Source organism: Thermostichus sp. MS-CIW-15 (genome assembly GCF_054060575.1).
In genome coordinates this window covers 61,694-88,047 of record NZ_JBSSDI010000009.1, presented here as the reverse complement: position 1 = coordinate 88,047, position 26,354 = coordinate 61,694, and the positions used below count along the sequence as shown (strand labels likewise).

Genomic DNA, 26,354 nt, shown 5'->3' with positions numbered 1-26,354 from the left:
CCAAAATAATCCGCCGCTTCTCTCGGTTTTACATATCTAGCCATGCCAAGCAGCCATACTGAACATACTGTACATTATTTTCAGTATAGTCCAGCGTATCATTGACTAGAGTCATGCTCCTCAACTTCTAGGCCACAGCGGCTGGCTACTTGCTCAGGGGTGTAGTCGGCAACCAGGGCAGCATAGGCTTCAAAGCCTTCGGTGTGCTGGGCAATGAAGTCATGGTTGATGGCGCCCCACTGAATGAGTAGGTGAGCAATGCCATTGAGCAAGTCAATATCGCTACCTGGAGTAATCCTCAGATACAAATCGGCCTCCTCAGCCGTCTGCGTACGACGGGGATCCACCACAACAATCTTTAGGCTTGGGTCGCTTTTGTGGCGCTTGCGCAAGCGATTGAACAGAATTGGGTGGCATTCAGCGGTATTGGTGCCGATCAAAAAAGCCAGCTCGCAGCTATCGAGATCCGTGTAGCTACAGGGGGGGCCGTCCGAGCCGAGACTCTGGCTGTAGCCCTCTACGGCAGAAGACATGCAGAGGCGGGAATTGCTGTCGAAGTTATTGCTTCCTAGACACCCCTTAAGTAGCTTTTGGGCAATGTAGTAATCTTCGGTTAGCAACTGCCCTGAGCCGTAGATGGCAATCCTTTCGGGAGAGGTCTGGCGAATGCGCTCGACAATTAAATCCAGCGCTTGATCCCAGCTCACCGGCTGGAAATCCTCGCTGAGGCTAGGGCGATAGAGAGGCACCGTAGCCCGATTGCAATCGAGGGTTTCCAGGAGAGTCGCACCCTTAACGCAAACCATGCCCTGGCTGGACGGATGAGCTCGATCGCCGCGAATTTTTGTGCCGTCGGCCAGAATTTCTAGGCCACAACCAACCCCACAGTAGGGACAAAGGCTGCGTACGTTATCCATGTTCCCCCTCTGTTGTTACTTGGCTTGGTGTGGGCAAGGCGGCCGTAGGGAAAGAAGCTAGGGGTGTTGGGCCTAAGGCCTGCTTATCTAGCTGTCCTTGCCGCGGTTCTCACAAGTTCCAACGCCCCAGCCTAGAGACATTGACCTGGAACTTTTGTAGCTTGCGTTACTTTTTGCTCCTCACTATGCGGAAACATCATAGGAGGAATGCTTGAGCAGCATAGCCACCTCCTGCCAACTGCGGTTAGGTCTCTAGGCAAAGCAAGGGAGAAACAGGCAAGGAGTGCTCCTAAAGGCTCCGTCCCGCTAGACGAGGCGAGGAAAGTTTTAGGTCTGTAAAGGGCAACCTGAGATCTGAGATCAAGCTGCATAGGGGAGAAAGGCCCCCGAGTCGTTTGCACTTGGATACTGACGCTCCAAAGGGGAAGCAGACGCTGCTATGAGCTGACTTTCTCTTCATAAAGCCTATCTAATGCTCTGCCGTCGAGCAACTAAAGCTCCGCACGTCATGACCTTGATCAAGCTGCTGGCGGTAATCGTAATTGTCGGCATTCTCTCTGCTATTAGCATTCCCAATTTTCTTAACCACATTCGCCGTTCCAGAGTTGCAGAAGCCCAGACAGCTCTAGCAGATATCGGCGGTGCTTCAGAAGTTTTCCGAATGGACTTCATGGTTTATCCTCCTGCCTACGCCGATATTGAATTTGGCGGGATCCACAGGGATCGCTATTTGCAAGATCCTTGGCAAGCCCCCAACTATCGTCTTCCTGAAGTTGTTCCTCCCACTGCCAGCTCAAGCGGCGTTCGTTGGATGACTGAGTCTCACACACATACAACTGTTAGTGGGGATCTCCTGCGCTGCGACCTTGGCTTAGGGGATCGCCAGCAAGAGGTTTTGGCCTCTGGCTACGACCTGCGCAGCTCTTGCAACCTCTATCGCTAGGAAGACAAGACTCGGGCAACTTGAGCTTGAGCTGCCGACTAGCTGTTCCATCGATTGGCCGGTTCTTAACCTGCTCGACAGGTGTTATCTTGAAAGCGCCTGTGAAAGGGGAAGCGGAGCTTTGGCCAGTAGCCTGCTGATCCGCAATGCCGAGCTGGTGGTACCGGAAGGGGATCCCTGGGTGGGAGATGTGCTGGTGCAGGAGGGGCGGATTGCCCAGATTGGCCAACATCTCTCCACAGAAGGGGTGGCTAGGGTCATCGAGGCCAAGGGCCATACCCTGATGCCGGGGGTGATCGACCCCCAGGTTCACTTTCGCGAGCCGGGCCGGGAGCACAAAGAAGACCTACAGACGGGATCCTGGGCCTGTGCCCGCGGCGGGGTAACCAGCTTTTTGGAGATGCCCAACACTGACCCGCTGACGATCGACCAGGCAACGCTGGATGACAAGTTGGCCCGGGCCGCCAGCAAGTGTGTGGTCAATTACGGCTTTTTCATCGGCGCTACCGCCGATAACTTGAAGGAGCTGCAGACGGTGCAGGGGGCTTGCGGCATCAAGATCTTCATGGGATCCATGCACGGCCCCTTGCTGGTGGACGACCAGGCGGTGCTGGAGCAGATCTTTGCCGAGACGGATCCCCATTTTGTTATCGCTGTCCACGCTGAAGATCACTCGCGGATTCAAGCTCGGCGGGCCCTCTTTGCCGGACGCACGGACGTAGCCGTTCACTCGCAAATCCAGGACGAGGAAGCGGCGCTCATCGCCTCGCGGCGGGCTTTGGACCTGGCCACCCGCTATCGCCATCGCCTGCACATTTTGCACCTTTCCACCGGCTTGGAAGTGGAGCTGCTGCGCCGGCACAAGCCCGCCTGGGTCAGCGCCGAGGTCACCCCCCAACACCTGTTGCTCAGCACTGCCGACTACGCCCGCCTGGGATCCCTGGCCCAAATGAACCCGCCGCTGCGGGATCCGGCTACCCTCCCCCAGCTTTGGCAGGGGCTGCACGAGGGCATCCTGGATTGCATCGCCACCGACCATGCCCCCCACACCCTGGCCGAAAAAGCCCAGCCCTACCCCCACTCCCCCTCCGGCATGCCGGGGGTGGAGACGGCCCTGCCCCTGATGCTGACTGCCGCCCAGCAGGGCCGCTGTACCCTGCGCCAGGTGGTGCAGTGGATGTGCGAGGCGCCCGCCCACCTCTACGGGATCCCCAACAAAGGACGGCTGCAGGTGGGCTACGACGCCGACCTGGTGCTGGTGGATCGCCACACGCCCAAGCCGGTGCGGCGGGAAGAGCTGCTCACCAAATGCGGCTGGAGCCCGTTTGAGGGCTGGGAGCTGGTGGGCTGGCCGCTGCTCACCATCGTGGGCGGGCAGATCGCCTTCCAAAATGGCCAGGTGGATCCCTCAGTGCGCGGCAGGGCCCTGACCTTTCGGCGCTAGGGGGATCCCCTTCGAGGTTGCACCTGTTCAAACCTTTCAAGATAGCGGTTGAACACTGGGCTGCTTTGGCTTCTCCCTACTTAAGCAAGAGGAGCAGAGCGCCGGATCCCATCTCAGTTTATACAAATAGCAGTGAAACGGTTCGTTACGTCGTTATTGCCACGCAACACTGTCGCGAACGCGCCGCTCTAACTCCCCTCTCCCTCTGGGAGAGGGGCTGGGGGTGAGGGCTGTCCCTCTGGGAGAGGGGCTGGGGGTGAGGATAGTGACGAGGAACGCTTGGGGAGTGTCTTACGCCCTTTCAGTAAGCCGTGCTACTTTGAAGGCGATAATCGATGATAATCAATTTGGAAAACACCTAAGGAGCGACTATGAAAGTTGCCTACGTCTTCATCACCCCCCGCGGCGGCACCTACAAGCTGGGCCAGATGATCCTGCCCCAGCTAGAAGCAGGGGTACACGGCGCGGAAGTGGTGGGCATGTTCTTTTTCGACGACAACTGCTTTGTCTTGCGGCAGGGGGATCCCATCGGCGAGCGCCTGGCCAAGATTGCCGAAGCGCAGAACATTTTGCTGATGATGTGCGACATGTGCGCCCTGGAGCGCAACCTGGCGGAAGGGGAACCCAAGTGGTGCGACTCAAAAGGCCAGGGGCGCGAGGAGCCGGGCCATTGTGTTCCCAAAAACGTGGTCAAAGGGGTGCAGGTGGGCTGCTTCCCCGACCTCTACGCGGCCTTGCAAGACAACCCACCTGACCAGGTGATCAGCCTCTAGCCAACTGGCCTAGCTGACGGCTACAGCAGCAGGCGGCTCTTGGCGGGGCTGAGAGCCGATCTTGCGGAAGATCAGCCGCTCGTTGGCCACCTCCACCAGGATGCGGTCGCCGGGCAGGAACTCGTTTTCCAGCAGCTTGGTGGCGAGGGGGTTTTCGATCTCCCGCTGGATTACCCGCTTCAGCGGGCGGGCGCCAAACACGGGGTCGTAGCCCAGCTCGGCCAGGTAGTCCTTGGCCTCTTCGGTGAGGACAATTTCAATTTGCTGATCCGCCAGCAACTGCTCCACCCGCCGCATCTGCAGGCTGACGATCTGGCGGATTTGCTCTTTGGTTAGAGCGTGGAAGATGATCAGTTCATCCACCCGGTTGAGGAACTCCGGCCGGAAGTGGTGCCGCAGCATGGCCAGCACCTGGCTTTTCATCTCCTCGTAGCGGCTCTCGTCGCCGCCAATTTCCAGGATGAGCTCGCTGCCAATGTTGCTGGTCATGATGATGATGGTGTTTTTGAAGTCCACCGTCCTGCCTTGGGAGTCGGTGATGCGGCCGTCGTCCAGCACCTGCAGCAGGATGTTGAAGACATCAGGGTGGGCTTTTTCCACCTCGTCAAAGAGCACCACCGAGTAGGGGCGCCGCCGCACCGCTTCCGAGAGCTGCCCGCCTTCTTCGTAGCCCACATAGCCCGGCGGAGCCCCAATCAAGCGGGAGACGGAGTGCTTCTCCATGTACTCCGACATGTCGATGCGCACCATGGCCTCGGAGGTGTCGAAGAGGAACTCCGCCAGGGCGCGGGCCAGCTCGGTCTTCCCGACGCCGGTGGGCCCCATGAACAGGAACGAGCCGATGGGCCGATTGGGATCCTTGAGGCCGGCCCGGGCCCGCCGGATGGCGGCTGCCACCGCCGCTACCGCCTCGTCCTGGCCCACCACCCGCTGGTGCAAGTGGGCTTCCAGGCGCAGCAGCTTCTGCTTTTCCGACTCCATCAGGCTGGTGACCGGGATCCCGGTCCAGCGGGAGACGATCTCGGCAATGTCTTCGGGCGTCACCTGCTCCCGCAACAAGGGCTCGCCGTTGGCCTGCAGCTTGGCCAGGTGGGCCTCCTGCTCTTGGATCTGGCGCTCCAGCTCCATGAGCTTGCCGTATTTGAGCTCGGCAGCGCGGTTGAGGTCATATTTTTGTTCTGCCTGTTCAATCTGCAGCTTGACGGCATCCCGCTCGGCCTTGAGGTTTTGCAGCCGCTCGATGGCCTCTTTTTCCATCTGCCAACGGGCGCTCAGCTCCCGCTGCCGCTCCATCAAGTTGGCCAGCTCCTGCTCAATTTTGCCCAGGCGCTCTTTGGAGGCGGGGTCGTCTTCTTTCTTGAGGGAGAGCTCCTCCATCTGCAGTTGCATGATGCGCCGGTCGATTTCATCCAATTCGACGGGCTTGGAGGTGATCTCCATCTTCAGCTTGGCCGCCGCTTCGTCCACCAGGTCGATGGCCTTGTCGGGCAGGAAGCGCTCGGAGATGTAGCGGTTGGAGAGGACTGCCGCTGCCACCAGGGCCGAGTCGCTGATTTTGACCCCGTGGTGCAGCTCGTAGCGCTCTTTGAGGCCGCGCAGGATGGAGATGGTGTCTTCCACGGAGGGCTGATCCACATACACCGGCTGGAAGCGGCGCTCCAGGGCAGCGTCTTTTTCAATGTACTTGCGGTACTCATCCAGGGTGGTGGCGCCAATGCAGCGCAATTCACCGCGGGCCAGCATGGGCTTGAGCAGGTTGCCGGCATCCATCGCCCCTTCGGCCGCCCCTGCCCCCACCACGGTGTGCAGCTCGTCGATGAAGAGGATGATCTGCCCTTCCGATTCGGTGACCTCCTTGAGCACGGCTTTGAGGCGGTCTTCAAACTCGCCGCGGTACTTGGCGCCGGCAATCAGGGATCCCATATCCAGGGCGATCACCCGCCGGTTTTTCAGCGACTCCGGCACGTCTCCCCGGTTGATGCGCTGGGCCAGGCCCTCGACGATGGCGGTTTTCCCCACACCCGGCTCGCCGATGAGGACGGGGTTGTTTTTGGTGCGGCGGGAGAGCACCTGAATGACGCGGCGGATCTCGTCGTCCCGCCCAATCACCGGATCCAGCTTCCCTTCGCGGGCGGCCTTGGTCAAGTCGCGGCCATAGCGCTCCAGGGCCTCGTAGCGGGACTCGGGATTTTTGTCGGTAACCCGCTGTTTGCCTCGCACCTGTTGGATAACGGGCTTGAGGCGCTCGACCGTCAAGCCCAGGGGTGCTAGAACGCGCTTGCCCACCCGCTCGTCGTCCAGGGATCCCAAAAGCAAGTGCTCTACCGAGATAAAATCATCGCCATACTCTTTGCGAAACTCCTCGGCTCGATCCAGCGTGGTCTCCAGGCCGCGGCCTAGGTAGAGCTGATCCACCCGCGCCAGCTTGGGCTGCTGGTTGATAAAGCTTTCCACTCTATCCCGCACCAGCCTCGGATCGAGGCCGGCCCGCTGCAAAATGGTCTGGGTGAGACCCCCCTCTTGATCCAGAAGGGAGATCAGCAAATGCTCGGTTTCCAACTGTTGCTGCTGGTGCCGCCGGGCTACATCTTGGGATTGGACAATGGCGCTCCAGGCTTTCTCGGTAAATTGGTTGGGATTGGTGGGCTGCATAGGGGTTTGGCAGGAGTTTTTTTACAGTGTATAGGAAGACAATGCAGGGGGCAGCCAAGGGGCTCTCAGCCCTTGCTGCCGACTTGGGGAAGCGCTGCTGGCATCCTACGATCCAGGTATCGCCTATTTTGCCAAAGCCGGAGTTCGCAACAACCGTCCCCTCCTACCGCGATTGATGGACGGATCCCCGCCTTATTCCTCTTCTTCGTAGGGCCGTCCCTCGCCGATCACCGCCAGGTCAATTTGTTGGCGGTAGTAGTCTACGTTTTTAATCTGCACCTCCACCCGATCCCCCAGGCGGAACTGGCGCCGGCTTTTGCGCCCTACCAGGGCCTGCTGGCGGCTGCGGTATTCGTACCAGTCGTTTTTCAGGGTGCTGACCCGCACCAAGCCTTCCGCCAAGATGGGATCCACCTGCACAAAAAAGCCGTAGTTCTGGACGCTGACGATCAGGCCGGGGAACGTCTCCCCCAGGTGTTTTTGCATGAACTCGCACCGCTTCAAGCCCATCAGCTCCCGCTCTGCCTGTTGATGGAGCTGATATCCCGCCTGGATTTTGGGCAGTTGCGCTTGGAGAAAGGCCTGCCACTCCTCATGCACTTTTGGCGGCAGCACCTGCCAATCAATTTGGTCGTAGCTGCCGGGGCCATGCAGATCCACCACGGTTCTGGAGCGCGGGCTGCGGCGATCCCGTCCTTTGCTCAAGGCTAGGTGCAGAGCCCGCAAATTCAGCAAATCGGCATAGCGGCGCAAAGGGGCAGTAAAAGAGGCGTAGGGCTCTTTGAGGCCAAGGCCAAAATGGCCGAGCGGCTCCTGCAGCGGCTGCAGGCAATACTCGACGGGGGGCAGAGTAGCCAACAACTGGGCCACCAAGGCTGGGCTAGTCCCTGCGGCCAAGACATCGGGGGCGGTGATGCGGGCACAGATCCGCTGCCAATCGGCTAACGTCACAGCTTCTGGATCCTGCAAGTTCAGATCCAGCTTCATGGCGTTGGCCAGACGCAAAAAGTTCTGCAGGGCCTCAGCGGTGGGGGGCTTCTGCACGCGGGCCAACGAAGGGATCCCCAATTGGCGCAAATGGTGGCCCAAGGTTTGGTTGGCCAGCAGCAGAATTTCGGTCATCAGGGCGTGGGCGCCGAGGCGATCGCTGACCAGCAGGGGCCCATAGCCGCTTTCATCGGCAGAGTAGGGGGTGAGCAAATCCAACAGGGGCAGATCGAACCCGCCTGCCTGGTGGCGCTTGACTCGCAGGACTTGGCTGAGACGGAGCAGGTTTTGCAGCAGGGCCATCAACTCCGGCACCTCCTCATCGGGGCCCAGATCCGCGGCGGTGGCCAAGAGAGCCTGCACCTGGCCGTAGGAGAGGTGGGCCCGCGACTGCACCAGGCTGGGGTGGATCTCGAAGTTGCGCACCACCCCTTCGGGGTCAATGGTCAGCAGCAGCGAGTAGGCCAGACGCTCCTGCTGCGGCAACAGAGCCAGGCGGCTGTGCACTTCCGGCGGGAAAAGGGGCAGCACCACGCTATCCAGGTAAACCGTGGCGGTGCGCCGCTGCGCCTCCCGCTCCAGGGGGTGATCCGGATCCAGCCAGTGGGCTACATCGGCAATGTGCACCCCCAGCAGCCAGTGGCCCTCTTCTTGCCGCTGCAGGGAGACGGCCACGTTGGGCTCGAGGCCGTGGGGGTGCTGCAAGTCCAGCGGCTCCAGCGTGACGCAAAACCAGTCCCGCAGATCGCGACGGTTCTTTTGGTCGGAGCGGCTCAGCTTTTTGGGCAGAGTTGCCGCAGCCTCCAGCACCGCCGGGGGAAACTCCTGGGGCAGGTCGTACTTGCAGCAGACCAGATCCGCATCGATGGACGCCTCCGGGCCATTGCCCAAGATCTTGCGAATCGTGCCCACGGGGGGCAAGTTGCCCAGCGGGTAGCGCTCCACTTCCACATAGGCCACCCGACCTTCCGCCAGCTCGGCAGGGGATCCCTCGGTCAAGGCCAGCTCGAACAGCAGCCGGTCATCCAGAGGCACCACCCGGAAACCCTCTTCCGTCTGTTTGAGGCGGCCCACGAGAGTGGGATTGGCCCGTTCCACAACAGCTACCACCTCTCCCTCTGGGCTGCGGCGGCGATTGCCTTCTTTGGTAATCCGGGCTATCACTTGGTCGCCGTTCCAAGCGCCGCTAAGGTTGCTGCCGTGGATATACACATCCTCTGCCCCCGGTTCATCCCGCACGGCAAAGCAAAAGCCCTTGCTGGAACAGCGCAAACGCCCCACCACCAAGGATTCATCCGGCTTACGCCGATAGCGGGGCGGATCCCCTGTCCGTTCGAGAAACCCCGCCCGTACCAGACCATCGAGGGCAATCTCGAGCATTTCCGGCGCTTCTGGGTCTGAGGCTGGCAGGAGGGCAAGCAGCGCGTCTTTATCGGTCCATTGCTCGGCAGGTCGAGAGAAAAAGTGATGAAAAATCCGAGAGAAATCCATTGCGGGTATCCAGGGGGAATGAGAGCCGCGATTAAGGGACAGGCGCAGCCACTTGGATTAGTCGCGGTGGCCGGTGACGATAAAGGCTACTCGCTGACCGATGTTGGTGCAGTGGTCGGCCAGACGCTCTAGGTAGCGGATCGCCAGCAACATCAACAGGATAGGCTCGATCGATCCCTTGATGTCAGACTGCTGCGCCAACGTATTGTAAAGGTTGGTGTAGTCTTCATCAACGGCGTCGTCTTCCCGCTTCAGTTGTCGGCCCAGCTCGGCATCCAACTCCGTCAGGGCGGCCAGGCTGTGGCTGAGCATTTTCTGGCAGCGCTGCATCATCAGGCGAATGCGGCTCAGCTCCGGCGGCGGCGGGTACATGACCAAGCGCAGGGCCACTTCGGCCAAATCTTTGGCGTAGTCGCCAATCCGCTCCAAATCGCGTACCAGTTGCATCAGGGTACTGATCCAGCGCAGATCCCGCGCCACCGGGGAGCGCAAGGCAATCAAATTAATACAGTCTTTCTCGATTTGACGATAAAAGCGGTCAATTTGCTTGTCTTGGGCGATCACCTGTTCGGCGGCGGCCAAGTTCTGTTCAAACAGGGCCTGCTGGGCCAAGACCACCGATTTTTCCACCAGCGCCCCCATGCGCAGCACGTCCTGCTGAATCCGCTTGATTTGAAGTTGCAGCTCAGCTTGCCCCATGGCTTTCTCCCATGAATGTGGGCAGGGGGGAAATGTCTGCAGTCGTTTTGGATTCAACAGAGCCAGTTGACCTCAATCATGGCAAACTTCGCCTGGAATAAGGGCAGAGAAGACGGCCAACTTAGGCGAAGATGAGAACAGCGGTTGCCCTTTGAGGGGGATTCGTCCTCTGGAGTTCTCGGGTTGCTTTGTCGATTGAGACGGTCTCATGGCTCTTCCCCCCATCATTGTGTTGGACGATGATCCCACCGGATCCCAAACCGTTCACAGTTGCTTGCTCCTCACCCGCTGGGATCCGCAAACACTCAAGCTAGGGCTGCAGGATAGCTCGCCGATTCGCTTTATCCTCACCAACACCCGATCCCTGCCAGCGGCGGAGGCTGCCGAGGTGACGCGGTCGGTCTGCCGGGCCCTGAAGCAGGCCATGGGAGAGCTGGGGTGGGAGCGGGCCCTTTTTATCAGCCGCTCCGACTCGACGCTGCGCGGGCACTATCCCTTGGAGACGGATGTGATGGCGGCGGAGCTGGGGCCTTTTGATGCCCATTTTCTGGTGCCGGCCTTTTTTGAGGGAGGGCGCATCACCCGCAACAGTGTCCACTACCTACGGGTGGGGGAGCGCTGGGTGCCGGTGCATGAGACGGAGTTTGCTCGGGATGCGGTGTTTGGCTACCACCACAGCTATTTGCCGGACTATGTGCAGGAGAAAACCCAAGGGCAGATCCGGGCCGAGCAGGTGGTGCGACTGACCCTGGAGCAGATCCGCGCCGGCTGTCTGGAGCGGCTTTTGAGGCTGGAGGGGAATGTCTGCTGTGTGGTGGATGGAGAAACCCAGGCGGATCTGGATCGTTTTGCCCAGGATGTCTGGGCGGCTCTGGAGCAGGGGAAGCGCTTTTTGTTTCGCAGCGCCGCCAGCCTCTTGACGGCCCTGGCCCAGTTGCCGCCGCAGCCGGTTCCGCCAGAGGAGATGGGGCAGTTTGTCCGCTCCGACCGGCCAGGGGTGGTGATCGTGGGATCCCATGTGCAAAAGTCCAGCCAGCAGTTGGCTCGGCTGTTGCAGGAGCCAGGGATCCAGGGCATCGAGGTGGAGGTAAAGCGCCTGTTGGAAGCGGGGAGGGAAGCGGAGCTGCTGCCGGCCCTCTTGAGCCAAGTCCACCGCGCCTACGAGCAGGGCCTGACGCCGGTGGTCTACACCAGCCGGGAAGAAGTGGGGTTTGACGGCGCCAACCCGGAGGCACGCCTGGCCTTTGGGCAGAGAGTTTCCCGCCTGTTGATGGCCATTGTGCAGGGGCTGCCGGAAGGGATCGGCTATCTCGTTAGCAAGGGCGGCATTACCTCCAACAACATCCTCAGCGTTGGCCTCAACCTGCCAGCGGTGCGGCTGCTGGGGCAGATCTACCCAGGGATCTCCATGGTGCTCACGCCGGCGGATCACCCCCGCTTTCCCAACCTGCCGGTGGTGCTGTTTCCGGGCAACGTGGGCGAGGCGGATACGTTGGTTTTAATCCACCGTCGCCTCCACAGCCGCGGGCTAGTCTAGCCTGGAGGAAATCACCATGGCTGAACTCATCTCCCCCCCTGAAGCTCTGCCTGCCTTGGAGGCCTGGTGGGGATCCCTGCGGCAGGGGCCAACGGTGTTGCCTCCGGCGGTGGTGCACCGCTGTTCTGAGCGCCTGGGCAGCCGGGATGCCGATGTGGTGATTGCCGGCGGCACCCTGGGGATTCTCTTGGGGGTGGCTTTGGCCCGGCGAGGCTGGCGGGTGATCCTGATCGAGCGCGGCATCTTGCGGGGGCGGGAGCAGGAGTGGAACACCTCGCGGCAGGAGCTGCAGGTGTTGTTAGAACTGGAGCTGCTCACCCCGACAGAGTGGGAGGCAATCCAGGTGACCCACTACCCCAGTGGGCGCATTGGCTTTGGGGAGGGTCCCACCTGGTGGGTGGAAGGGGTGCTGAATGTGGGCGTGGATCCGGTCGGCTTGCTGGAGTTCCTCAAGCAGCATTTCCTAGACTGGGGGGGCCAGGTGCGGGAGCAGACCGGGTTTCTCAGCGCCACGGTCCACCCCGATGGGATCCGCATCCAGACCACCGCCGGCCAGCTCAGCGCCCAACTCCTGGTGGATGCCATGGGGCACCGCTCCCCCATCGTGGCCCAGGCCCGCCAAGGGCAGCCGCCGGACAGCGTCTGTCTGGTGGTGGGATCCTGTGCCCAGGGGCTGCCCGACCAACCCACTGGGGATCTGTTCTACAGCTTTACCCCCGCCCAGAACGGCTACCAGCCCTTTTGGGAAGCTTTCCCCGCCCGCGATGGGCGCACCACCTACTTGTTTACCTACTGCGACCGGGATCCCCGCCGACCGAGTCTAGAGAGGCTCTGGCAGGACTACTGCCGGCTGCTCCCTGCCTACCAGGGGGTTGAGCTGGAGCAAATCCGCTGGGTGCGCAAGCTGTGTGGCGTTTTCCCCGCCTACCGGCGCAGCCCGCTGCAACTGCCCTGGGATCGCCTTCTGGCAGTAGGAGACAGTAGCGGCAGCCAGTCGCCTTTGAGCTTTGGCGGCTTTGGGGCAATGTTGCGCCATCTGGATCGTCTGCAACAGGGAATCCACGAGGCTCTAGCCCAGCGGCAGTTGGATCAGGCGGCCCTGGCCCTGCTGCAGCCCTACCAGCCCAATTTGGCGGTAACCTGGCTGTTTCAGAAGGCAATGATCCCTCCTTTGGGAGAGGAAAACTGGGATCCCCATAGCATTAACCGCTTGCTGAGCAGAGTCTTTGAAGCCATGGTTGCCGCCGGACCCCAGGTGGTGCAGCCCTTTTTGCAGGATGTGGTGCAGCTTGGCGGCTTGGCCCAGGCCCTGTGGGGGGTGACGCGTCGGGATCCCAGCTTGGTAGCCAGACTTTTGCCTCGGCTGGGGCTGCCGGAGCTGCTGGACTGGGTGGGGCACTTTGCCGCCCTTGGCCTCTACGAGCTGCTGCAAAGGCTGGCCGACCGCCTGGAAGTGGATCCAAAAGACTACTTCTGGAAACGGCGGCGAGAGGCCTGGCGCTACGGCTGCGGTCAAGATTACAAGTTATTCCCATAGTGATATCGAAACATTGTCAATGTAATCAAGATCACCATTACGTTTCACGACGTTTGATATCCATAGTGGAAGAGTTGGGAATTCTTTATCCATCCACTCGTCAGTGTAGGAGTTAGCCGTGGTTATTCTCGACTACAGCGATGCAGAGAGTGGCTTCTGGGCTTCGACTCCTCAGGGTTTGGTGGAGGTAATCAAGTTTCAGAATCACTTCTACGCCCGTCGGCAAGTGTGCAAATGCGCCCAAGACGCGATATCTGCCTGTCGCGCCGACATTGAAAGGGGATTTCTTAGCATTGTGGTGCAGTTTGAGAATCACGCGGAAGTGTGGGCTCAACTGTCGCCGGGCGTACCCGTGCAGTCCCAACCAGAGGCTGCTCCTACGGGCAACCCTGCCAAGCCCAAGCTGACCTATCGCGGCCAACCAGTGAGCGAACCTTCCCGACGCCCGCAGGCCCTTGCCTGACTCCCTCTATTTCCGCGGCGCGAAGATCGGCTAGACCGTTTCCGTTTGCCAGGTCTGGAGCGGTCGAGATTTCCCTTCTGGCCGCAGCCATCTGCGTTAGCGGTGCAAAGCACCATAGAGGCCCACCCCATAGCCCAGTACCTCAACCGGATCCCCTTGGCTTTCTGCCGGCAGTTGGGATCCCTTTCCCAACCACTGGGCCTCGTGGCTATCCAAAAGCTTCTCCCAGGTGCCGCTGGGCCATTGGGTATAGGTGACTGGCTGATCGGGGCTGAAATTGAAAAGGGCAAGCAAAGACTGGGATCCCTGGCGGCGGCGCAGGGCCAGGCCAGAGCCGGAAAACAGCTCCACTTCCACCCCCTCCCGCTCTAGGTGCTGGAGGGCCGGTTGGGTTTTGCGCAGCCGGATCAGGGTCTGGTACCACTTCCACAGAACCTGGTGGTGACCGGCCTTTTTCAACTCCCAATTCAGCTTGGAGCGCAAGAAAGTCTCTTCAGCTTGGGGATCCGGGGGCTCGCCCTGCCAGGCAAAGGCGCTGAACTCGCGGCGGCGTCCCTGGCGCACCGCTTTCACCAGGTTGGGATCCCCGTGGCTGATGAAGTAGAGAAAGGGGGCCACCTCCCCATACTCTTCCCCCATAAACAGCAGCGGCAACATAGGAGCTAGCAGCAGGGCAGCGGCGGCCAACTTCAGGCCCGCAAAGGAGGTGAGCTGGCTGAGGCGCTCCCCCAACATGCGGTTGCCCACCTGGTCGTGGTTTTGAATGCAGATGACAAACTGGGATCCCGGCCTGCTGACGGCGGAATTGCCGTGGCGGCGGAGTCGGTAGCGGGAGTACTGGCCGGAGTAGACGTAGCTCTCCCGGTAGGCCTTGGCCAGGTGCTCCAATTGGCCGAAGTCTTGGTAGTAGCCTGTCTTTTCCCCAGTAAGCAGGGTGTGAACCGAGTGATGAAAGTCGTCGCACCACTGGGCGTCTAGCCCGTAGCCCCCTTGCTTGCGGGGGGTGATGAGGCGGACGTCGTTGAGGTCGCTTTCAGCTACAAGCACCCTGGGCCAGCCCGTGCGCGCTTCTAGGGCATCCACCCGCTCCGCCAATTCCTGCAAAAAAGGGTAGGCGCTGAAGTCGTAGATGGCATGCACCGCGTCCAGCCGCAGGCCATCCAGGTGAAACTCCTCCAGCCAGTACTCGGCGTTTTGCAGGAAAAACTCCCGCACCCCGTCCGAATAGGGGCCGTCGAAGTTCATGGCCTTCCCCCACGGCGTACGGTACTTGTCGGCAAAGTAGGGGCCGAAATCCCCCAAGTAGTTCCCCTCCGGACCCAGGTGGTTGTAGACCACATCCAAGACGACAGCCAGGCCCTGCTGATGGCAGGCGTTCACCAACGCTTTCAGGCCCGCTGCTCCCCCATAGCTAGTCTGCACGGCATAGGGATAGACGCCGTCATAGCCCCAGTTGCGCTCCCCTGGAAACTGGGCTACCGGCATCAGCTCCAGTACGTTGACCCCCAGCTCCACAAGTTGCGGCAGGCGAGGAATGATGGCGGCAAAAGTGCCCTCCGGGGTAAAGGTGCCCACGTGCAGCTCGTAGAGGATCCACTGGGAGAGAGGGATCCCCTTCCACCCCTGATCCTGCCAGTCGAAGTGGGGATCCACCACCCGCGAGGGGCCATGGACGCCGTAGGGCTGGCAGCGGGAGGCAGGATCTGGCCGCTCCACCACCCCCGCTGCGGTGTGCAGACGGTAGAGGTAGTCCACCGGCCCCGGCGGGATCCCCTCCACCTCCGCCTGCCAATAGCCCTGCTCCTCCTGCTTGAGAGGGATAACCTGTTGGACAGGGCTGATTATCTTCAGCTCCACTTGTTCGACTAAGGGCGCCCATACCGAGAAGCGATAGCGGCCCTGCCCCAAGGGATAGGCGCCCATCCGTCCGAGCGGAGGAGAAGTCTGAAGCACGAAACCTGTCTGCACAACTTGGCTTCTACTATAGCGCCTTGCTCCCCTACACAAAAGGATAGCTTGGTAGCCCCGTACTTTAGTACGGGGCGGAAAAGCCCTTGAGCAACTTTAGTTGCTTCTTTTAGCTAGTACAGAGCTTCTCCAGGAAAACGACCTACTGCGGTGCAAAACCCGCGCGGCAATAACTAACCTGGAGGAACTTAAGTCCGAAGTAAGCAGAACTTTGAGGTTATGCCTCAAAGAACTGTCTAGGGGCGTGTTGAAAGCGCCTTCGCGAGTCCATTTTGAGCTGCGTAAGAATCCCCTGGGTGGGAGTGTCAAAGAACCTAAACTCTCCTGCTTCCCCTGCTGAGAAGGAGCCAGCCAGGCAAGAGGGCACCTGGCTCAAAAGAACCCTAGGGGAAGTTGCACCTGCAAACCCCCTCGGCGGATTCCCTTCTGGATGCAGGCGTGCTCAGCGCTATTCGGCGCTCCGCCCCCTTTCCTCCCTTGCCGAAGAGGTTTGCCGGCGAGAAACTGGTGCTGGAAGTTAAGGTGTTGAGCGGATCCCTGAAGGCTAGCCTCGTTGGGGATCCGAAAAACTAAGCCGAACCCTGGTTTGGCTACCTTGTATAGCCACAAGCCAAGTTCAGACTACTGAGAATTGCCTAGGCCATGGACTTACGGCGGTTGCGCCGCATGGCTACCGCTTTGCGCTTGCGCTTTTCCAGGTTGGTTTCAAAGTGGCGATGGTTGCGCAGATCCCGCAGAATGCCCGCCTTGGAGACCTGGCGCTTGAAGCGGCGCAGCGCCGATTCGATCCCTTCGTTTTCGCCAATCGTCACTTGAGTCATAAAGAAGCTATCTCCTCCGTCGATGAGTAGAACGAAAGCACAATCGGGATCCCTATCCTAAACCATCTCCGCCCTGCTGCTGACGGTTACAGGGCGCGGCTGCCAAAGTTGAGGCCCGAAACCGCCTCACCCTCTCTCAAATTCACGACAAACGAGGCCGTTGTTCCGGTGGAAGGCGGCGGAGAAGGCGTTGGCGCTGGGCTGGGGGCGCTGCCGATTACGGATTGTACAAAACCCACAAAGCTGGACACTCGCGTGTACACCCCGTAGAAATTGGGCTGGGCGCAACCTTGGCCAAAACTGGTGATCCCGGCCAGGGCAAAGCCGCTGCCGCTGGGCACGAGCAAAGGCCCACCGCTGTCCGCCTGACAAGTATCCACTCCCCCCTGGGGAAAGCCGGCACAGAGCATGGTGTCTAAAATGGTGCCCTTGTAGGACTGGGGCGCGTTGCACACCTCGTTGGCGACGATGGGAACTTCGGCCTGTTGCAGATCCAGAGCAAAGCCGCTGGGTTCCTGGTCAAGGGCGCGGGGGAAGGTGGCTCCCCAGCCGAGGATGGTGGCGAGAGTACCAGGGGCAGTCAGATTGGTTTGGTCGGGTTGCACTAGCGGCAGGATAGGCAGCGCCGCCGGCTGAGAGAGGCGCACCAGGGCAATGTCGTTCCCCCCCCGTTGCCCCCCTTGGGGATTGTAGCCAGGGTGGATGACGATCTGCGCGGCGCGAATGCGCTGGCCAGCGCCCAATTGCAGACGGGTGGTTCCCAACAACAGATCCAGGTTGCGTGCATTCACCACCTGCTGGCCTTGATCGTTGAAAAAACAATGGGCAGCGGTGAGCACCCACTCCGGGGCAATTAGAGATCCCCCGCAAAACTGCGCCTGAAAAGGATCCGGCTCAGCTGCCTTCAGCAAAGCCACCATCCAGGGAAAGGCCCCCGGCTGAGCTGGCCTGCCGCCGACAATCCGCCCCAACCCTGAGCGCGGCGTGGTGAACACCCGCCCTGGCGGCAAAAGGGCAGTGACGTGGTAGGTGCCAGGGGGCAAGTTGGAGAAACGAAAGTTGCCGTTGGCATCGCTGACAGTGCTGGGTTCCCCTGGATCCAGGCGTCCATTGCTGTTCAAGTCCAGAAAGGTGGTGATGCCCGGCAGCCCTGGTTCCCCTGGATCCCACAGACCATTGCCGTTGAGATCGTCGAAATGGGATCCCTCGATGCGCCCTGCAGGAGGGGCTGGAAGCGGCGGCAGGGGACGACTGGAACCCCCACCACCACAGGCACTTACGCTCAGAGCCAAACCCAACCCCAGGAGCACAGACCATGAGCGAGCTAGGCCAAAGAAGGGATGGAATCGGGAGGAATAAGGCATGGTCAGATTCTGCAAGGCTAGCCGGCTATGCTAGCCAAGCATACCCTGCCGACCGATGAAGAGTTAGGAAAGCTCTGCAGTCGGGAAAAAAGGGCCTCACTATCCCCTGCAGCCGGTATAAGGCAGGGATCCTCAAACGCGAAGCGGGGCCGTTCGCCCTTTGGGCAGGCTGTAGGAGGGTGAGTCTGCGCTGAAAGAGTGTTACGCTCTTTAGCTAGGTGCAAAGGGATCCTTGAAGTATGCAAGCCATCACCCTGCTCGGCTCCACCGGCTCCATCGGCACCCAAACTCTGGACTTGGTGGCCCAGTATCCAGAGCGTTTTCGGGTTGTCGGCTTGACCAGCTACAGCAATGTTACCCTCCTGGCAGAACAGGTGTGGCGGTTTCGGCCCCAGATTGTGGCCATCGGTCGGGAGGAGCTGCTGCCGGAGCTGCGATCCCTGCTGACCGGGATGCGGCCGCTGCCGGAGCTGGTGGCGGGAACGGAGGGGCTGTGTCAGGTGGCGGCCCACCCGGCGGCCCAGCGGGTGGTGACCGGGATCGTTGGCTGTGCCGGCCTCTTGCCCACCTTGGCCGCTATCCGCGCCGGCAAAGACATTGCCCTGGCCAACAAAGAAACCCTGGTGGCAGGCGGCCCGGTGGTGCTGCCCCTGGTACGAGAGTACGGCGTCAAGCTCATCCCGGTGGACTCGGAGCATTCGGCCATCTTTCAATGCCTACAGGGGGTGCCGCCGGGATCCCTGCGCAGGATCTTGTTGACGGCTTCCGGGGGAGCTTTTCGGGATTGGCCTGCCGAAAAACTAGATCAGGTCACCTTGGCCGACGCCCTCAAACACCCCAACTGGGTGATGGGGCGCAAGATCACCATCGACTCGGCCACCCTGATGAACAAGGGCCTGGAGGTGATCGAGGCCCACTGGCTGTTTGGTTTGGATTATGACCGGATCGAGGTCCTCATCCACCCCCAGAGCATTGTCCACTCCTTGATCGAGCTGGCAGATACTTCTGTTCTGGCCCAGTTGGGCTGGCCGGATATGCACCTGCCCATCCTCTATGGCCTCAGTTGGCCGGAGCGCTTAGCCACCCCTTGGGATCCCCTCGATTTGGTCAAGCTGGGATCCCTCACTTTTAAGGCTCCGGATCACCGCAAGTACCCTTGCCTACAACTGGCTTATGCTGCTGGACAGGCAGGAGGAACCCTGCCGGCAGTGTTGAATGCCGCCAACGAAGCGGCGGTGGCCCTCTTCCTACAGGAGCGCATCCGCTTTTTGGACATCCCTCGCCTTTTGGAGCAGGTGTGCGAGCGGCACCAGGTCATCCCTGCCCCCAGCCTGGAGGACATTCTGGAAGTGGATGCCTGGGCGCGACAGCAGGTGGAACTCTTGGCGCAGCAGGCCCCAGCCCAGGTTCTAGCCTGATCCCTACCGGGGGGATCCGGCCCAGCGCTAGAGTGGGAAAAGGCTTGAGGAGCACCTGAGTGGCGGGATCCCATCTCCGACAACTGGCCTATTATCTGCGCCCCTATCGCCGGCAGGTGGCGCTGGGCATTGGATCCCTGCTGGTGGTAAACGGCCTGGGGGTGTTCCTGCCCTGGTACGTCAAGCTGGCCATCGACGATCTCAGCCAGAACTTGGCCGCCCTGTCGCCGCAGCGCATTGCACTTTACGCCCTGACGGTGTTGATCGTCTCCAGCCTGATGATGGGCATTCGCATTGCCTCGCGGGTGTGGATGTTTGGCGTGGGGCGGCAGGTGGAGTTCCGCCTCAAGCAGGCCATCTTCGAGCATTTGCTGACGCTGCAGCCTTCCTACTTTGCCCAGCAGACGGTTGGGGATATCCTCACCCGCATCACCAGCGATGTGGAAAATGTCCGCCGCCTGTTGGGCTTTGCCCTGCTCAACTCGACCAACACAATCTTTGCCTACGGCACCACCTTGCCGGCCATGTTTGGCATTGAGCCGCGTCTGAGCGCCCTGGCCCTATCGGTGTTTCCGGTGATGCTGGTGCTGGTGAAGTTGAGCAGCTCCCGTCTGCAGCAGGAGCAGCTCCAGGTGCAGCAGGAGCTGGCGGATCTAAGCGATCTCATCCAGGAGGACATGAACGGCATTGCCCTGATCAAGGTGTATGCCCAGGAAGAGCACGAGCAGAGGGAGTTTCGCCGCCGCAACGAGCGGCTGCTGCAGGCCAATTTGCGCCTGGCCCTCACCCGCAACCTGCTTTTTCCTTCCCTGGTGGCCTTGGTCAGCCTGAGCCTGCTGCTGCTGCTGGCGGTGGGCGGACCCCAGATTGCCGCCGGGACGCTGACGATTGGGGATTTTTCTGCCCTCACCCTCTACGTGGAACGGCTGGTGTTTCCCACCACTCTGCTGGGCTTTACCATCACTGCCTACCAGCGGGGCCAGGTCAGCCTGGAGCGGATCGACGCCCTGCTGCGGGTAGAGCCCACCATCCGCGATGCTCCCCAGGCTCTACCCCTACCTCTGGAACAGGTGCAGGGGCGTATCGAGGCCAGGGGCCTGACTTTTGCCTATGCCGACACAGGATCCGCAACGCCGGCGCTGCAGGATCTGCACTTTTGCGTCGAGCCGGGCCAATTGGTGGCGGTGGTGGGGCCGATTGGGGCGGGCAAATCCACCCTGGCCAATGCCCTGCCCCGCCTGCTGGAGATCCAGCCGGGGCAACTGTTTTTGGATGGGCAGGACATCACCCAGCTCCAACTGGGATCCCTGCGGCGGGCCATTGCCTACGTGCCCCAGGAGAGCTTTCTGTTCAGCGCCAGTGTTCGGGATAACATCCGCTACGGCAAGCCGGATGCCGAAGACTGGGAGGTGGAATGGGCCGCCAAGGCCGCCCACATCCACGCCGAGATCCTCACCTTTCCCAAGGGCTACGACACGCTGGTGGGGGAGCGGGGCATCACCCTTTCTGGCGGCCAGCGGCAGCGGGTGGCCCTGGCGCGGGCTCTGCTGGTGGATGCGCCGATTTTGATCCTGGATGACTGTCTCTCCAGCGTGGACAACCAGACGGCCCAGGCCATTCTCCGCCACCTGCGCCAGGCCAGGGACCAGAAAACGGCGATCTTCATTACCCATCGCCTCACGGCGGCGGTGGAGGCGGATCAGATCTGGGTCATGGACAAGGGCCGCATCGTGCAGCAGGGATCCCATGCCCAGTTGCTGGCAGATCCCCAGGGGCTCTACGCCCGTCTCTGGGCCAAGCAGAAGCTGGAAGAGGCCCTGGCCTAGGTTTTCTCGGGGAGAGATCTGGCGGATCTATGGCCAGGAAGCCGGCTGAGCGGATACCGTAGGCGGCAAAGCATTGGGGTGAGAGGTGACATGGAGACTGCCGGGATCGTTGGCGTTAGCGGTGCGGAGCCTTCTCTAGGCCAATTGCTCAACCAAGCCGGGATCCAACCCCAAGTGGTCCAGGGATCCCTAGAAGGAGTGTGGGTAAAAGGCCTCTGCGCCGATTCCCGCCAGGTGCAGGCGGGGGATCTGTTTTTGGGGATGCCGGGATCCCGCGTTGACGGCGGCGAGTTTGTCCGCGAGGCGCTCACCCGAGGAGCCGTGGCTGCCCTTATTGCCCAGGAGGCTTGGGAGAAAGTTAGCGGAGAGGCTGGAGGAGGCAGTCAGCCCATTCTGGTTTTGCCCCGCAGCGGCATCAACAGGGCCCTGGCCCAGGTGGCGGCGGCCTTCTACGGCTTTCCCGCCCGCCAGCTTACCCTGGTGGGAGTTACCGGCACCAACGGCAAGACCACCACCACCCATCTCATCGAGCATCTGCTGCAGGCCGCCGGTCGCCCCACTGCTTTGCTGGGCACCCTCTACAACCGCTGGCCTGGGCACTGTGAAGTAGCCCCCCACACCACCCTGTTTCCGCTGGAGCTGCAGCGCAGCCTGAGACAAGCCAAAGAAGCCGGGGCGGAGGTGGCGGTGATGGAGGTCAGCTCCCATGCCTTGGCCCAGGATCGGGCCTGGGGGTGTAGCTTTGCCGCTGCCGTCTGGACCAACCTCACCCAGGATCACCTGGATTTCCACGGCAGCATGGAAAACTACTGGCAGGCCAAGGCCACCCTCTTCCAGCCGGAGTACTTGCAGGGGCGGGCGGTGGTCAACGCCGACGACGAGGGGGGACGGCGGCTGCTTGAGACCATCCCAGCCTCTCTGGAGCCCTGGGCCTATTCCCTGCAGCCCCTGGAAGGGATCCCTGCCCTCTGGCCCGGCGACGTTCAAGTTCACCCCAACGGCCTGCAGGCCACCCTGCACACCCCTCTGGGCACCTTGGCCGTGGCAGCGCCCCTGGTGGGATCCTTCAACCTGGCCAACCTGCTGGCGGCGGTGGGGGTGGCGCTGCACCTGGGGATCCCCCTTGAGCTCATCCAGGCGGCCCTGCCCCATTTTCCCGGGGTGCCGGGGCGGATGGAGCGGGTAACCTTGCCGGGGCAGGACATCACGGTAATCGTGGACTATGCCCACACCCCCGATGGGCTGGAGAACTTGCTCAAGGCCCTGCGCCCGCAAGTTCAAGGCCGGCTGATCTGCGTCTTTGGCTGTGGCGGGGATCGGGATCGGGGCAAACGCCCACAGATGGGCCGCATTGCCGCCACCTGGGCCGACCGGGTGGTGGTGACCTCGGATAACCCCCGCACCGAGGATCCACAGCAGATCTTGCAGGATATCCTGGCTGGGATCCCTGGATCCCCCTGGGCGGTGGAGGTGGATCGGCGCCAAGCCATCCGCCTGGCCATCCTAGAGGCCCAGCCGGGCGATACGGTGGTGATTGCCGGCAAAGGCCACGAGGACTACCAGATCCTGGGCAGGGAGAAAATCCACTTCGACGACCGAGAAGAAGCCCGTGCCGCCCTCGCCCTACGCCTCTGCTCCCCTCTCCCTTTGGGAGAGGGGCTGGGGGTGAGGGAATCCCTCAGGGAGAGGGGCTGGGGGTGAGGGGCGGCTAACGCGAGCGGTTTTGCAGCATCAGCTCGACAAACTCCCGAAAGAGGTGGTCGGCATCGTGGGGGCCGGGGCTGGCTTCCGGGTGGTACTGCACCGAAAAGAGGGGCAACTGGCGGTGGCGGATCCCGGCCACGGTGCGGTCATTGAGGTTGAGGTAGCTGATCGCCACCCCATCCCCAGGGAGCGAAGCGGCCTCCACCGCAAAGCCGTGGTTTTGGCTGGTGATCTCCACTTCCTTCTCCAGCCCACAGGGGTGGTTGAGGCCGCGGTGGCCGAACTTGAGCTTGTAGGTGGATCCGCCCAGGGCCAGGCTGAGGATCTGGTGGCCTAGGCAGATGCCGAACATCGGCTTCCCGCTCTGCAGCAGCGCCTGGGTGGTGCGGATGGCCGTCCTCTCTGCCGCCGGATCCCCCGGCCCGTTGGAGAGGAGGATCCCGTCGGGGTTGTAACTCAAAATCTCCTCGGGGCTGGCGTGGGCCGGCAACACCATCACCCGGCAGCCGTAGCGGGCCAGGCGGCGCAAGATGTTGCGCTTGATGCCAAAATCCAGCGCCACCACCCGCAAGGGGGGATCCGGAATCGGGATCCCTTGGCTGCGGCCATAGTCCCAGTCGGCGGGGGTGGGCTCCAGCCACTCGTAGGGCTTAGGGGTTGTTACCTCTGCCACCAGGCTCAGCCCCTGCATGGAAGGGGCCTGGCGCACCCGCTCCAGCAACGCCTGCGGATCCAGGATCTCCGTCGAGATGGCCCCATTCATCACCCCCTGGGAGCGCAGCCGCCGCGTCAGGGCCCGCGTGTCCACCCCAGCAATGCCCGGGATCCCGTGCCCTTTTAGATATTCAGGCAGGGTTCCTGTGGCCCGCCAGGAGCTGGCCAGGCGCGACACGTTGCGGGCGATGATCCCGGCGGCCTGGGGCCGGGCCGACTCCTGATCCAGCTCGTTGATCCCGGTGTTCCCCAACTCCGGGCAGGTGAACGTGATCAACTGCCCCCGATAGCTTGGATCGGTAATCACCTCCTGGTAGCCGGTCATGCCCGTGTTGAACACCACCTCGCCCACCGCCGTGCCTGGCGCCCCAAACGACCAGCCGGGGAAGGCGGTGCCATCGGCCAGCACCAACAGAGCCGGCTGCCGAGCGTGCCAGGGGAAGACTTTTTCCGGAGCTTCAAGAGTTGAGGAGACCATAACCTGTGAACCTAGACAACCCCCCTCTCCCAAAGGGAGAGGGGCTGGGGGTGAGGGCAATGGACCGGGATCGGCAGCCTGCCTATCCTACCCCAACTAGACTTCCTCCGGCTCGTTGGCCACGTTGCCACACTCGGGGTTGTTGTCCTTGCGCAGGGTGCCGATCAACGTGCTCACCACCACGCAGCGGTTCTCGCCTTGGGAGTAGGTGCTGCTGACTACAAAGCGCCCCAACTGACGCGCCCGCCCCTCCGAGTCGAAAACGGCCCTTCCGCCGTTGAAGGTATTGCTGACAGTAACAAAATTATTCAGGCGTAGCCGCTGACAGGGGGTAGGTTCATCGCAGAGGCCCTCCTCATCCTGGATAACCAGAGTCGGCACGTTTGGCTCTGAATTGTCCACCCCCACCACCCAAGCTCGGCCCAGGAGAGAAGCCCTGGCGTTGGTGCGGGCAGTGCGCAGGGCGCGCTCCACCTTGTTTTGGGCATCCTCCAGTTGGATCCGCGCCCAGATGTTGATCCCGGAGGGGACGGCCAGCACGGCCAGAATGCCGATAATAACCACCACCGCCAGGACTTCTACCAGCGTAAAGCCCAGGGATCGAAGCGGCTGAGCTCGGCCAATTGTTTTTTTCTCCAAGGCCAACATACTGGACATTCCCCCTAGGAGAGTTGACGGTTGATAACGCCGCGGGCGAAGACCCGAGTTTGCAGCGGCAGCAGGTAGCGCGACACCTCTGAGATATCGACGCTGGTGGCATCCTGGATGTAGCGGCGGAAGAGGCCGGGGTTGGCCCGCTCCATGGCGGTTGCCGTGATGTTGATGATCACATCCTGCGGTCGGTCGGCACCGGGGCTTTGCCGCACGCAGACGTAGAAGCCCACGTCGTTTTGGTTATTTCCCAACCCCGAGAAGGGGACGCCATCGGGCTTGCCCCCGCCAAAGGCATAGCCCTGCGGGCAAGCGGGCGCCACCTGCGGACTTCCCTCCCGGCTGCTGAAGATGTTGGAGACCAGAGTTGTCAGGCGGGGGCCATCTGTCCTGCCGGCAATCGGGATCTGGCGTGCTCGGGCCTGCTCGGAAGGCCAAGCGAGAAAACCATCTCGGAAAGGATCGGGATCTTCGACAAAGAACGGGCTGCGCCCGGCGCAGTCGTTGTTCCCCTGCCTTGCAAAAGGTCTCAGCTCAAAACGCTCGATCCGCGCGTTGCCTTCCCAAGGGGTTGTCGAACCATCCGCCAAGTTGCCGGCGTTGTTGTAGTTGCGGCGCAGGTAATACACCACCAAGGTGTAGATGCCGCGGCGGCTGAGCAGCGTTTCCCAATCCGCATTTCTGCCGTTCTGGTCGCGCGGGAACCCATCAGGTGGTTGGTTGGGCAATCTAGCACGGCCTTCGCGAATCTGTTGCAAGGTGGGGTTGCCCGCGTAGCATCCCTGCGGGATCGGCTCCAGCTTCCAAAAGGCGACAACCGGGATAGCGCCCGCGGGTTGGCGGATCCAGCCGGGGGTGTAAAGCCGCTGGATAACATCCGGGATCCCGTCTCCATTGGGTTGTTCGGTGTCGTTGTAAATGTAGAGAGCCTCCGCCAGATCCTGCTGGATATATTCCATGGCTTGGGTCAGCTCCGCCTGCACCTGGGTGCGCCCTGTCTCCTCCCGATCCAGCCGCATCGTCTCGACGACGATCATCCCTGTGGCCAGGAGAAAGATGAAGGCAATCAGCAGCGAGACCAACAACTCAATGAGGGTAAACCCTCTGCTGGCTCGGCGGCGAAAACTCTTGAAAACCATAGGGCAACACCCCCATCTTTCAACAGGTTTGCGGGAAGGAACTCAGGCTCTACCTCAGGTTTGAGGAGGATTGGTAGGCAGGGGGAAAGCCCGGCACCTCTCGACGGGATCCTCACCTCTGGCGATGGCTATCTGCCGGCAAACATCTCCCAAGTTGGCGGCGGGGTTGACTTCTACAAACGAGGCGGCCATGGGAAAGAGCCAGACATCGGCATTGGCCAAGTTCTGGTTGGCCGAAACCACCTCTGTTCCCAATCCAGGCAGCGCTTGGCGAGTCTGCGGGTCGAAAGAAAAGCGGTGGTAAACCCTCACCCCCATGCGAAAGCTGCAGGGCACTCCCGCGATGATCTCATTTTGGCGCCGGTCGATGCAGGGTGCCCCCTCGTCGCGGAAGGTTTGGATGACGTACTCTTCCGGATTCCGCCCCGGCACTTGAACTTGGGCCAGGCGAAGAGAATACTCGTCTCTGTGCATGTAGTTGCCGGCATTTGCATCGGCGGGCATTTCGTCAGGGGGTGGGGTGTCTGCCAGCGGGTCGGCTCCTACCATAGGCAGTTGGGCCAACCGAACTGGATCCTGAAAAGCCCTTGGAGCAGCAGCCAGCTCGATATCCACCAGGGTGCGGATGCGATCCACCTCCTCCTGGGCCAGGCGATTGGCCAGCTCCACCCGCTCGCTCATGGCCCGCCGGTAGGCAACTAAGGTAAGGGCAGGGGCAAGAGCAGCCATGGCCAGCGCCACGATGATCACCGAAGCCAACACCTCGATGAGGGTAAAGCCCTCTGCTGCTGGTTGCCGCCAAATCCGTCCCTTGTCCATAGATCCCTC

Annotated in this window: 20 protein-coding genes and 1 pseudogene; 10 read left to right on the top strand and 11 right to left on the bottom strand. The window is 61.4% G+C overall.

All coding sequences use genetic code 11. From position 1 onward, the window contains the following. Positions 1-116: 116 nt before the first annotated feature. A pseudogene (locus ACVW0R_RS05135) lies at positions 117-917 on the bottom strand (molybdopterin-dependent oxidoreductase); the annotation flags it as partial. 508 nt (positions 918-1,425) lie between these two features. Here ACVW0R_RS05135 and ACVW0R_RS05130 point away from each other — a divergent pair. The 3 genes from ACVW0R_RS05130 to ACVW0R_RS05120 all read left to right on the top strand — a co-directional run bounded on the left by ACVW0R_RS05130 (position 1,426) and on the right by ACVW0R_RS05120 (position 4,077). Continuing rightward, positions 1,426-1,860, top strand: coding sequence for a type IV pilin protein (locus ACVW0R_RS05130; protein ID WP_457501759.1), 435 nt, complete (start codon positions 1,426-1,428; stop codon positions 1,858-1,860). 121 nt (positions 1,861-1,981) lie between these two features. Then, positions 1,982-3,304: a dihydroorotase gene (locus tag ACVW0R_RS05125; protein WP_457501758.1), complete on the top strand. Its 1,323-nt coding sequence runs from the start codon at positions 1,982-1,984 to the stop codon at positions 3,302-3,304. A gap of 371 nt (positions 3,305-3,675) precedes the next feature. Next, a complete protein-coding gene (locus ACVW0R_RS05120) occupies positions 3,676-4,077 on the top strand; it encodes a SaoD/DsrE family protein (protein WP_457501757.1) in 402 nt (133 codons plus the stop codon). Between the two features lie 9 nt (positions 4,078-4,086). On the opposite strand, the gene clpB is transcribed toward ACVW0R_RS05120, so the two are convergent. The 3 genes from clpB to phoU all read right to left on the bottom strand — a co-directional run bounded on the left by clpB (position 4,087) and on the right by phoU (position 9,906). Beyond that, a complete protein-coding gene (gene clpB / locus ACVW0R_RS05115) occupies positions 4,087-6,729 on the bottom strand; it encodes an ATP-dependent chaperone ClpB (RefSeq protein ID WP_457391805.1) in 2,643 nt (880 codons plus the stop codon). 192 nt (positions 6,730-6,921) lie between these two features. Next, positions 6,922-9,207, bottom strand: a complete 2,286-nt coding sequence (locus tag ACVW0R_RS05110; RefSeq protein WP_457501756.1) for a ribonuclease R family protein — start codon at positions 9,205-9,207, stop codon at positions 6,922-6,924. A 57-nt stretch (positions 9,208-9,264) separates the two neighbouring features. After that, entirely contained in the window at positions 9,265-9,906 is a 642-nt protein-coding gene (gene phoU / locus ACVW0R_RS05105) for a phosphate signaling complex protein PhoU (protein ID WP_457501755.1), read from the bottom strand. 208 nt (positions 9,907-10,114) lie between these two features. On the opposite strand from phoU, the gene ACVW0R_RS05100 reads away from it, so the two are divergent. The 3 genes from ACVW0R_RS05100 (at position 10,115) to ACVW0R_RS05090 (ending at position 13,443) form a co-directional block, all read left to right on the top strand. Next, positions 10,115-11,443 (top strand): four-carbon acid sugar kinase family protein, encoded by a 1,329-nt coding sequence (locus ACVW0R_RS05100; protein WP_457501754.1) that lies wholly within the window; start codon positions 10,115-10,117, stop codon positions 11,441-11,443. 16 nt (positions 11,444-11,459) lie between these two features. Then, complete coding sequence (locus tag ACVW0R_RS05095) at positions 11,460-12,980, top strand: FAD-dependent oxidoreductase (protein WP_457501753.1); 1,521 nt, start codon at positions 11,460-11,462, stop codon at positions 12,978-12,980. Positions 12,981-13,098: 118 nt separating this feature from the next. Next, positions 13,099-13,443: a hypothetical protein gene (locus ACVW0R_RS05090; RefSeq protein ID WP_457501752.1), complete on the top strand. Its 345-nt coding sequence runs from the start codon at positions 13,099-13,101 to the stop codon at positions 13,441-13,443. A gap of 96 nt (positions 13,444-13,539) precedes the next feature. On the opposite strand, the gene treZ is transcribed toward ACVW0R_RS05090, so the two are convergent. After that, a complete protein-coding gene (gene treZ / locus ACVW0R_RS05085; protein WP_457501761.1) occupies positions 13,540-15,366 on the bottom strand; it encodes a malto-oligosyltrehalose trehalohydrolase in 1,827 nt (608 codons plus the stop codon). A 483-nt stretch (positions 15,367-15,849) separates the two neighbouring features. Between treZ and ACVW0R_RS05080 the strand changes: the two genes are divergently transcribed. Beyond that, positions 15,850-15,984 carry a hypothetical protein gene (locus tag ACVW0R_RS05080; protein ID WP_276307362.1) on the top strand — a complete coding sequence of 45 codons (135 nt, stop codon included), beginning with the start codon at positions 15,850-15,852 and terminating at the stop codon, positions 15,982-15,984. A gap of 62 nt (positions 15,985-16,046) precedes the next feature. On the opposite strand, the gene rpsU is transcribed toward ACVW0R_RS05080, so the two are convergent. Continuing rightward, positions 16,047-16,232: a 30S ribosomal protein S21 gene (gene rpsU / locus ACVW0R_RS05075; RefSeq protein ID WP_011429105.1), complete on the bottom strand. Its 186-nt coding sequence runs from the start codon at positions 16,230-16,232 to the stop codon at positions 16,047-16,049. 86 nt (positions 16,233-16,318) lie between these two features. Continuing rightward, positions 16,319-17,524 (bottom strand): trypsin-like serine protease, encoded by a 1,206-nt coding sequence (locus ACVW0R_RS05070; RefSeq protein WP_457501751.1) that lies wholly within the window; start codon positions 17,522-17,524, stop codon positions 16,319-16,321. 311 nt (positions 17,525-17,835) lie between these two features. Between ACVW0R_RS05070 and ACVW0R_RS05065 the strand changes: the two genes are divergently transcribed. The 3 genes from ACVW0R_RS05065 to ACVW0R_RS05055 all read left to right on the top strand — a co-directional run bounded on the left by ACVW0R_RS05065 (position 17,836) and on the right by ACVW0R_RS05055 (position 22,541). Beyond that, on the top strand, positions 17,836-19,014 hold the full coding sequence (locus ACVW0R_RS05065; RefSeq protein WP_011429108.1) for a 1-deoxy-D-xylulose-5-phosphate reductoisomerase: 1,179 nt from the start codon (positions 17,836-17,838) through the stop codon (positions 19,012-19,014). Positions 19,015-19,073: 59 nt separating this feature from the next. After that, complete coding sequence (locus ACVW0R_RS05060) at positions 19,074-20,840, top strand: ABC transporter ATP-binding protein (protein WP_457501750.1); 1,767 nt, start codon at positions 19,074-19,076, stop codon at positions 20,838-20,840. Positions 20,841-20,930: 90 nt separating this feature from the next. Beyond that, the gene (locus ACVW0R_RS05055) at positions 20,931-22,541 is read left to right on the top strand and encodes a UDP-N-acetylmuramoyl-L-alanyl-D-glutamate--2,6-diaminopimelate ligase (RefSeq protein ID WP_457501749.1); all 1,611 of its coding nucleotides are present in this window, start codon (positions 20,931-20,933) and stop codon (positions 22,539-22,541) included. 7 nt (positions 22,542-22,548) lie between these two features. On the opposite strand, the gene carA is transcribed toward ACVW0R_RS05055, so the two are convergent. From carA to ACVW0R_RS05035, 4 genes are all read right to left on the bottom strand, one after another. Further along, a complete protein-coding gene (gene carA / locus ACVW0R_RS05050) occupies positions 22,549-23,736 on the bottom strand; it encodes a glutamine-hydrolyzing carbamoyl-phosphate synthase small subunit (protein WP_457501748.1) in 1,188 nt (395 codons plus the stop codon). Between the two features lie 96 nt (positions 23,737-23,832). Further along, complete coding sequence (locus ACVW0R_RS05045) at positions 23,833-24,393, bottom strand: pilus assembly FimT family protein (protein ID WP_457501747.1); 561 nt, start codon at positions 24,391-24,393, stop codon at positions 23,833-23,835. A 5-nt stretch (positions 24,394-24,398) separates the two neighbouring features. Further along, positions 24,399-25,526: a PulJ/GspJ family protein gene (locus ACVW0R_RS05040; RefSeq protein ID WP_457501746.1), complete on the bottom strand. Its 1,128-nt coding sequence runs from the start codon at positions 25,524-25,526 to the stop codon at positions 24,399-24,401. A 54-nt stretch (positions 25,527-25,580) separates the two neighbouring features. Beyond that, positions 25,581-26,345: a prepilin-type N-terminal cleavage/methylation domain-containing protein gene (locus ACVW0R_RS05035; RefSeq protein WP_099812579.1), complete on the bottom strand. Its 765-nt coding sequence runs from the start codon at positions 26,343-26,345 to the stop codon at positions 25,581-25,583. Between the last annotated feature and the right edge of the window lie 9 nt (positions 26,346-26,354).

What these genes read in the sequence shown, in the direction of transcription:
- phoU (WP_457501755.1), bottom strand. Translation starts at nt 9,906, where the DNA reads ATGGGGCAAGCTGAGCTGCAACTTCAAATCAAGCGGATTCAGCAGGAC.
- carA (WP_457501748.1), bottom strand. Translation starts at nt 23,736, where the DNA reads ATGGTCTCCTCAACTCTTGAAGCTCCGGAAAAAGTCTTCCCCTGGCAC.
- ACVW0R_RS05055 (WP_457501749.1), top strand. Translation starts at nt 20,931, where the DNA reads ATGGAGACTGCCGGGATCGTTGGCGTTAGCGGTGCGGAGCCTTCTCTA.
- treZ (WP_457501761.1), bottom strand. Translation starts at nt 15,366, where the DNA reads ATGGGCGCCTATCCCTTGGGGCAGGGCCGCTATCGCTTCTCGGTATGG.
- ACVW0R_RS05045 (WP_457501747.1), bottom strand. Translation starts at nt 24,393, where the DNA reads ATGTCCAGTATGTTGGCCTTGGAGAAAAAAACAATTGGCCGAGCTCAG.
- ACVW0R_RS05130 (WP_457501759.1), top strand. Translation starts at nt 1,426, where the DNA reads ATGACCTTGATCAAGCTGCTGGCGGTAATCGTAATTGTCGGCATTCTC.
- ACVW0R_RS05040 (WP_457501746.1), bottom strand. Translation starts at nt 25,526, where the DNA reads ATGGTTTTCAAGAGTTTTCGCCGCCGAGCCAGCAGAGGGTTTACCCTC.
- ACVW0R_RS05110 (WP_457501756.1), bottom strand. Translation starts at nt 9,207, where the DNA reads ATGGATTTCTCTCGGATTTTTCATCACTTTTTCTCTCGACCTGCCGAG.
- rpsU (WP_011429105.1), bottom strand. Translation starts at nt 16,232, where the DNA reads ATGACTCAAGTGACGATTGGCGAAAACGAAGGGATCGAATCGGCGCTG.
- ACVW0R_RS05095 (WP_457501753.1), top strand. Translation starts at nt 11,460, where the DNA reads ATGGCTGAACTCATCTCCCCCCCTGAAGCTCTGCCTGCCTTGGAGGCC.
- clpB (WP_457391805.1), bottom strand. Translation starts at nt 6,729, where the DNA reads ATGCAGCCCACCAATCCCAACCAATTTACCGAGAAAGCCTGGAGCGCC.
- ACVW0R_RS05065 (WP_011429108.1), top strand. Translation starts at nt 17,836, where the DNA reads ATGCAAGCCATCACCCTGCTCGGCTCCACCGGCTCCATCGGCACCCAA.
- ACVW0R_RS05120 (WP_457501757.1), top strand. Translation starts at nt 3,676, where the DNA reads ATGAAAGTTGCCTACGTCTTCATCACCCCCCGCGGCGGCACCTACAAG.
- ACVW0R_RS05035 (WP_099812579.1), bottom strand. Translation starts at nt 26,345, where the DNA reads ATGGACAAGGGACGGATTTGGCGGCAACCAGCAGCAGAGGGCTTTACC.
- ACVW0R_RS05100 (WP_457501754.1), top strand. Translation starts at nt 10,115, where the DNA reads ATGGCTCTTCCCCCCATCATTGTGTTGGACGATGATCCCACCGGATCC.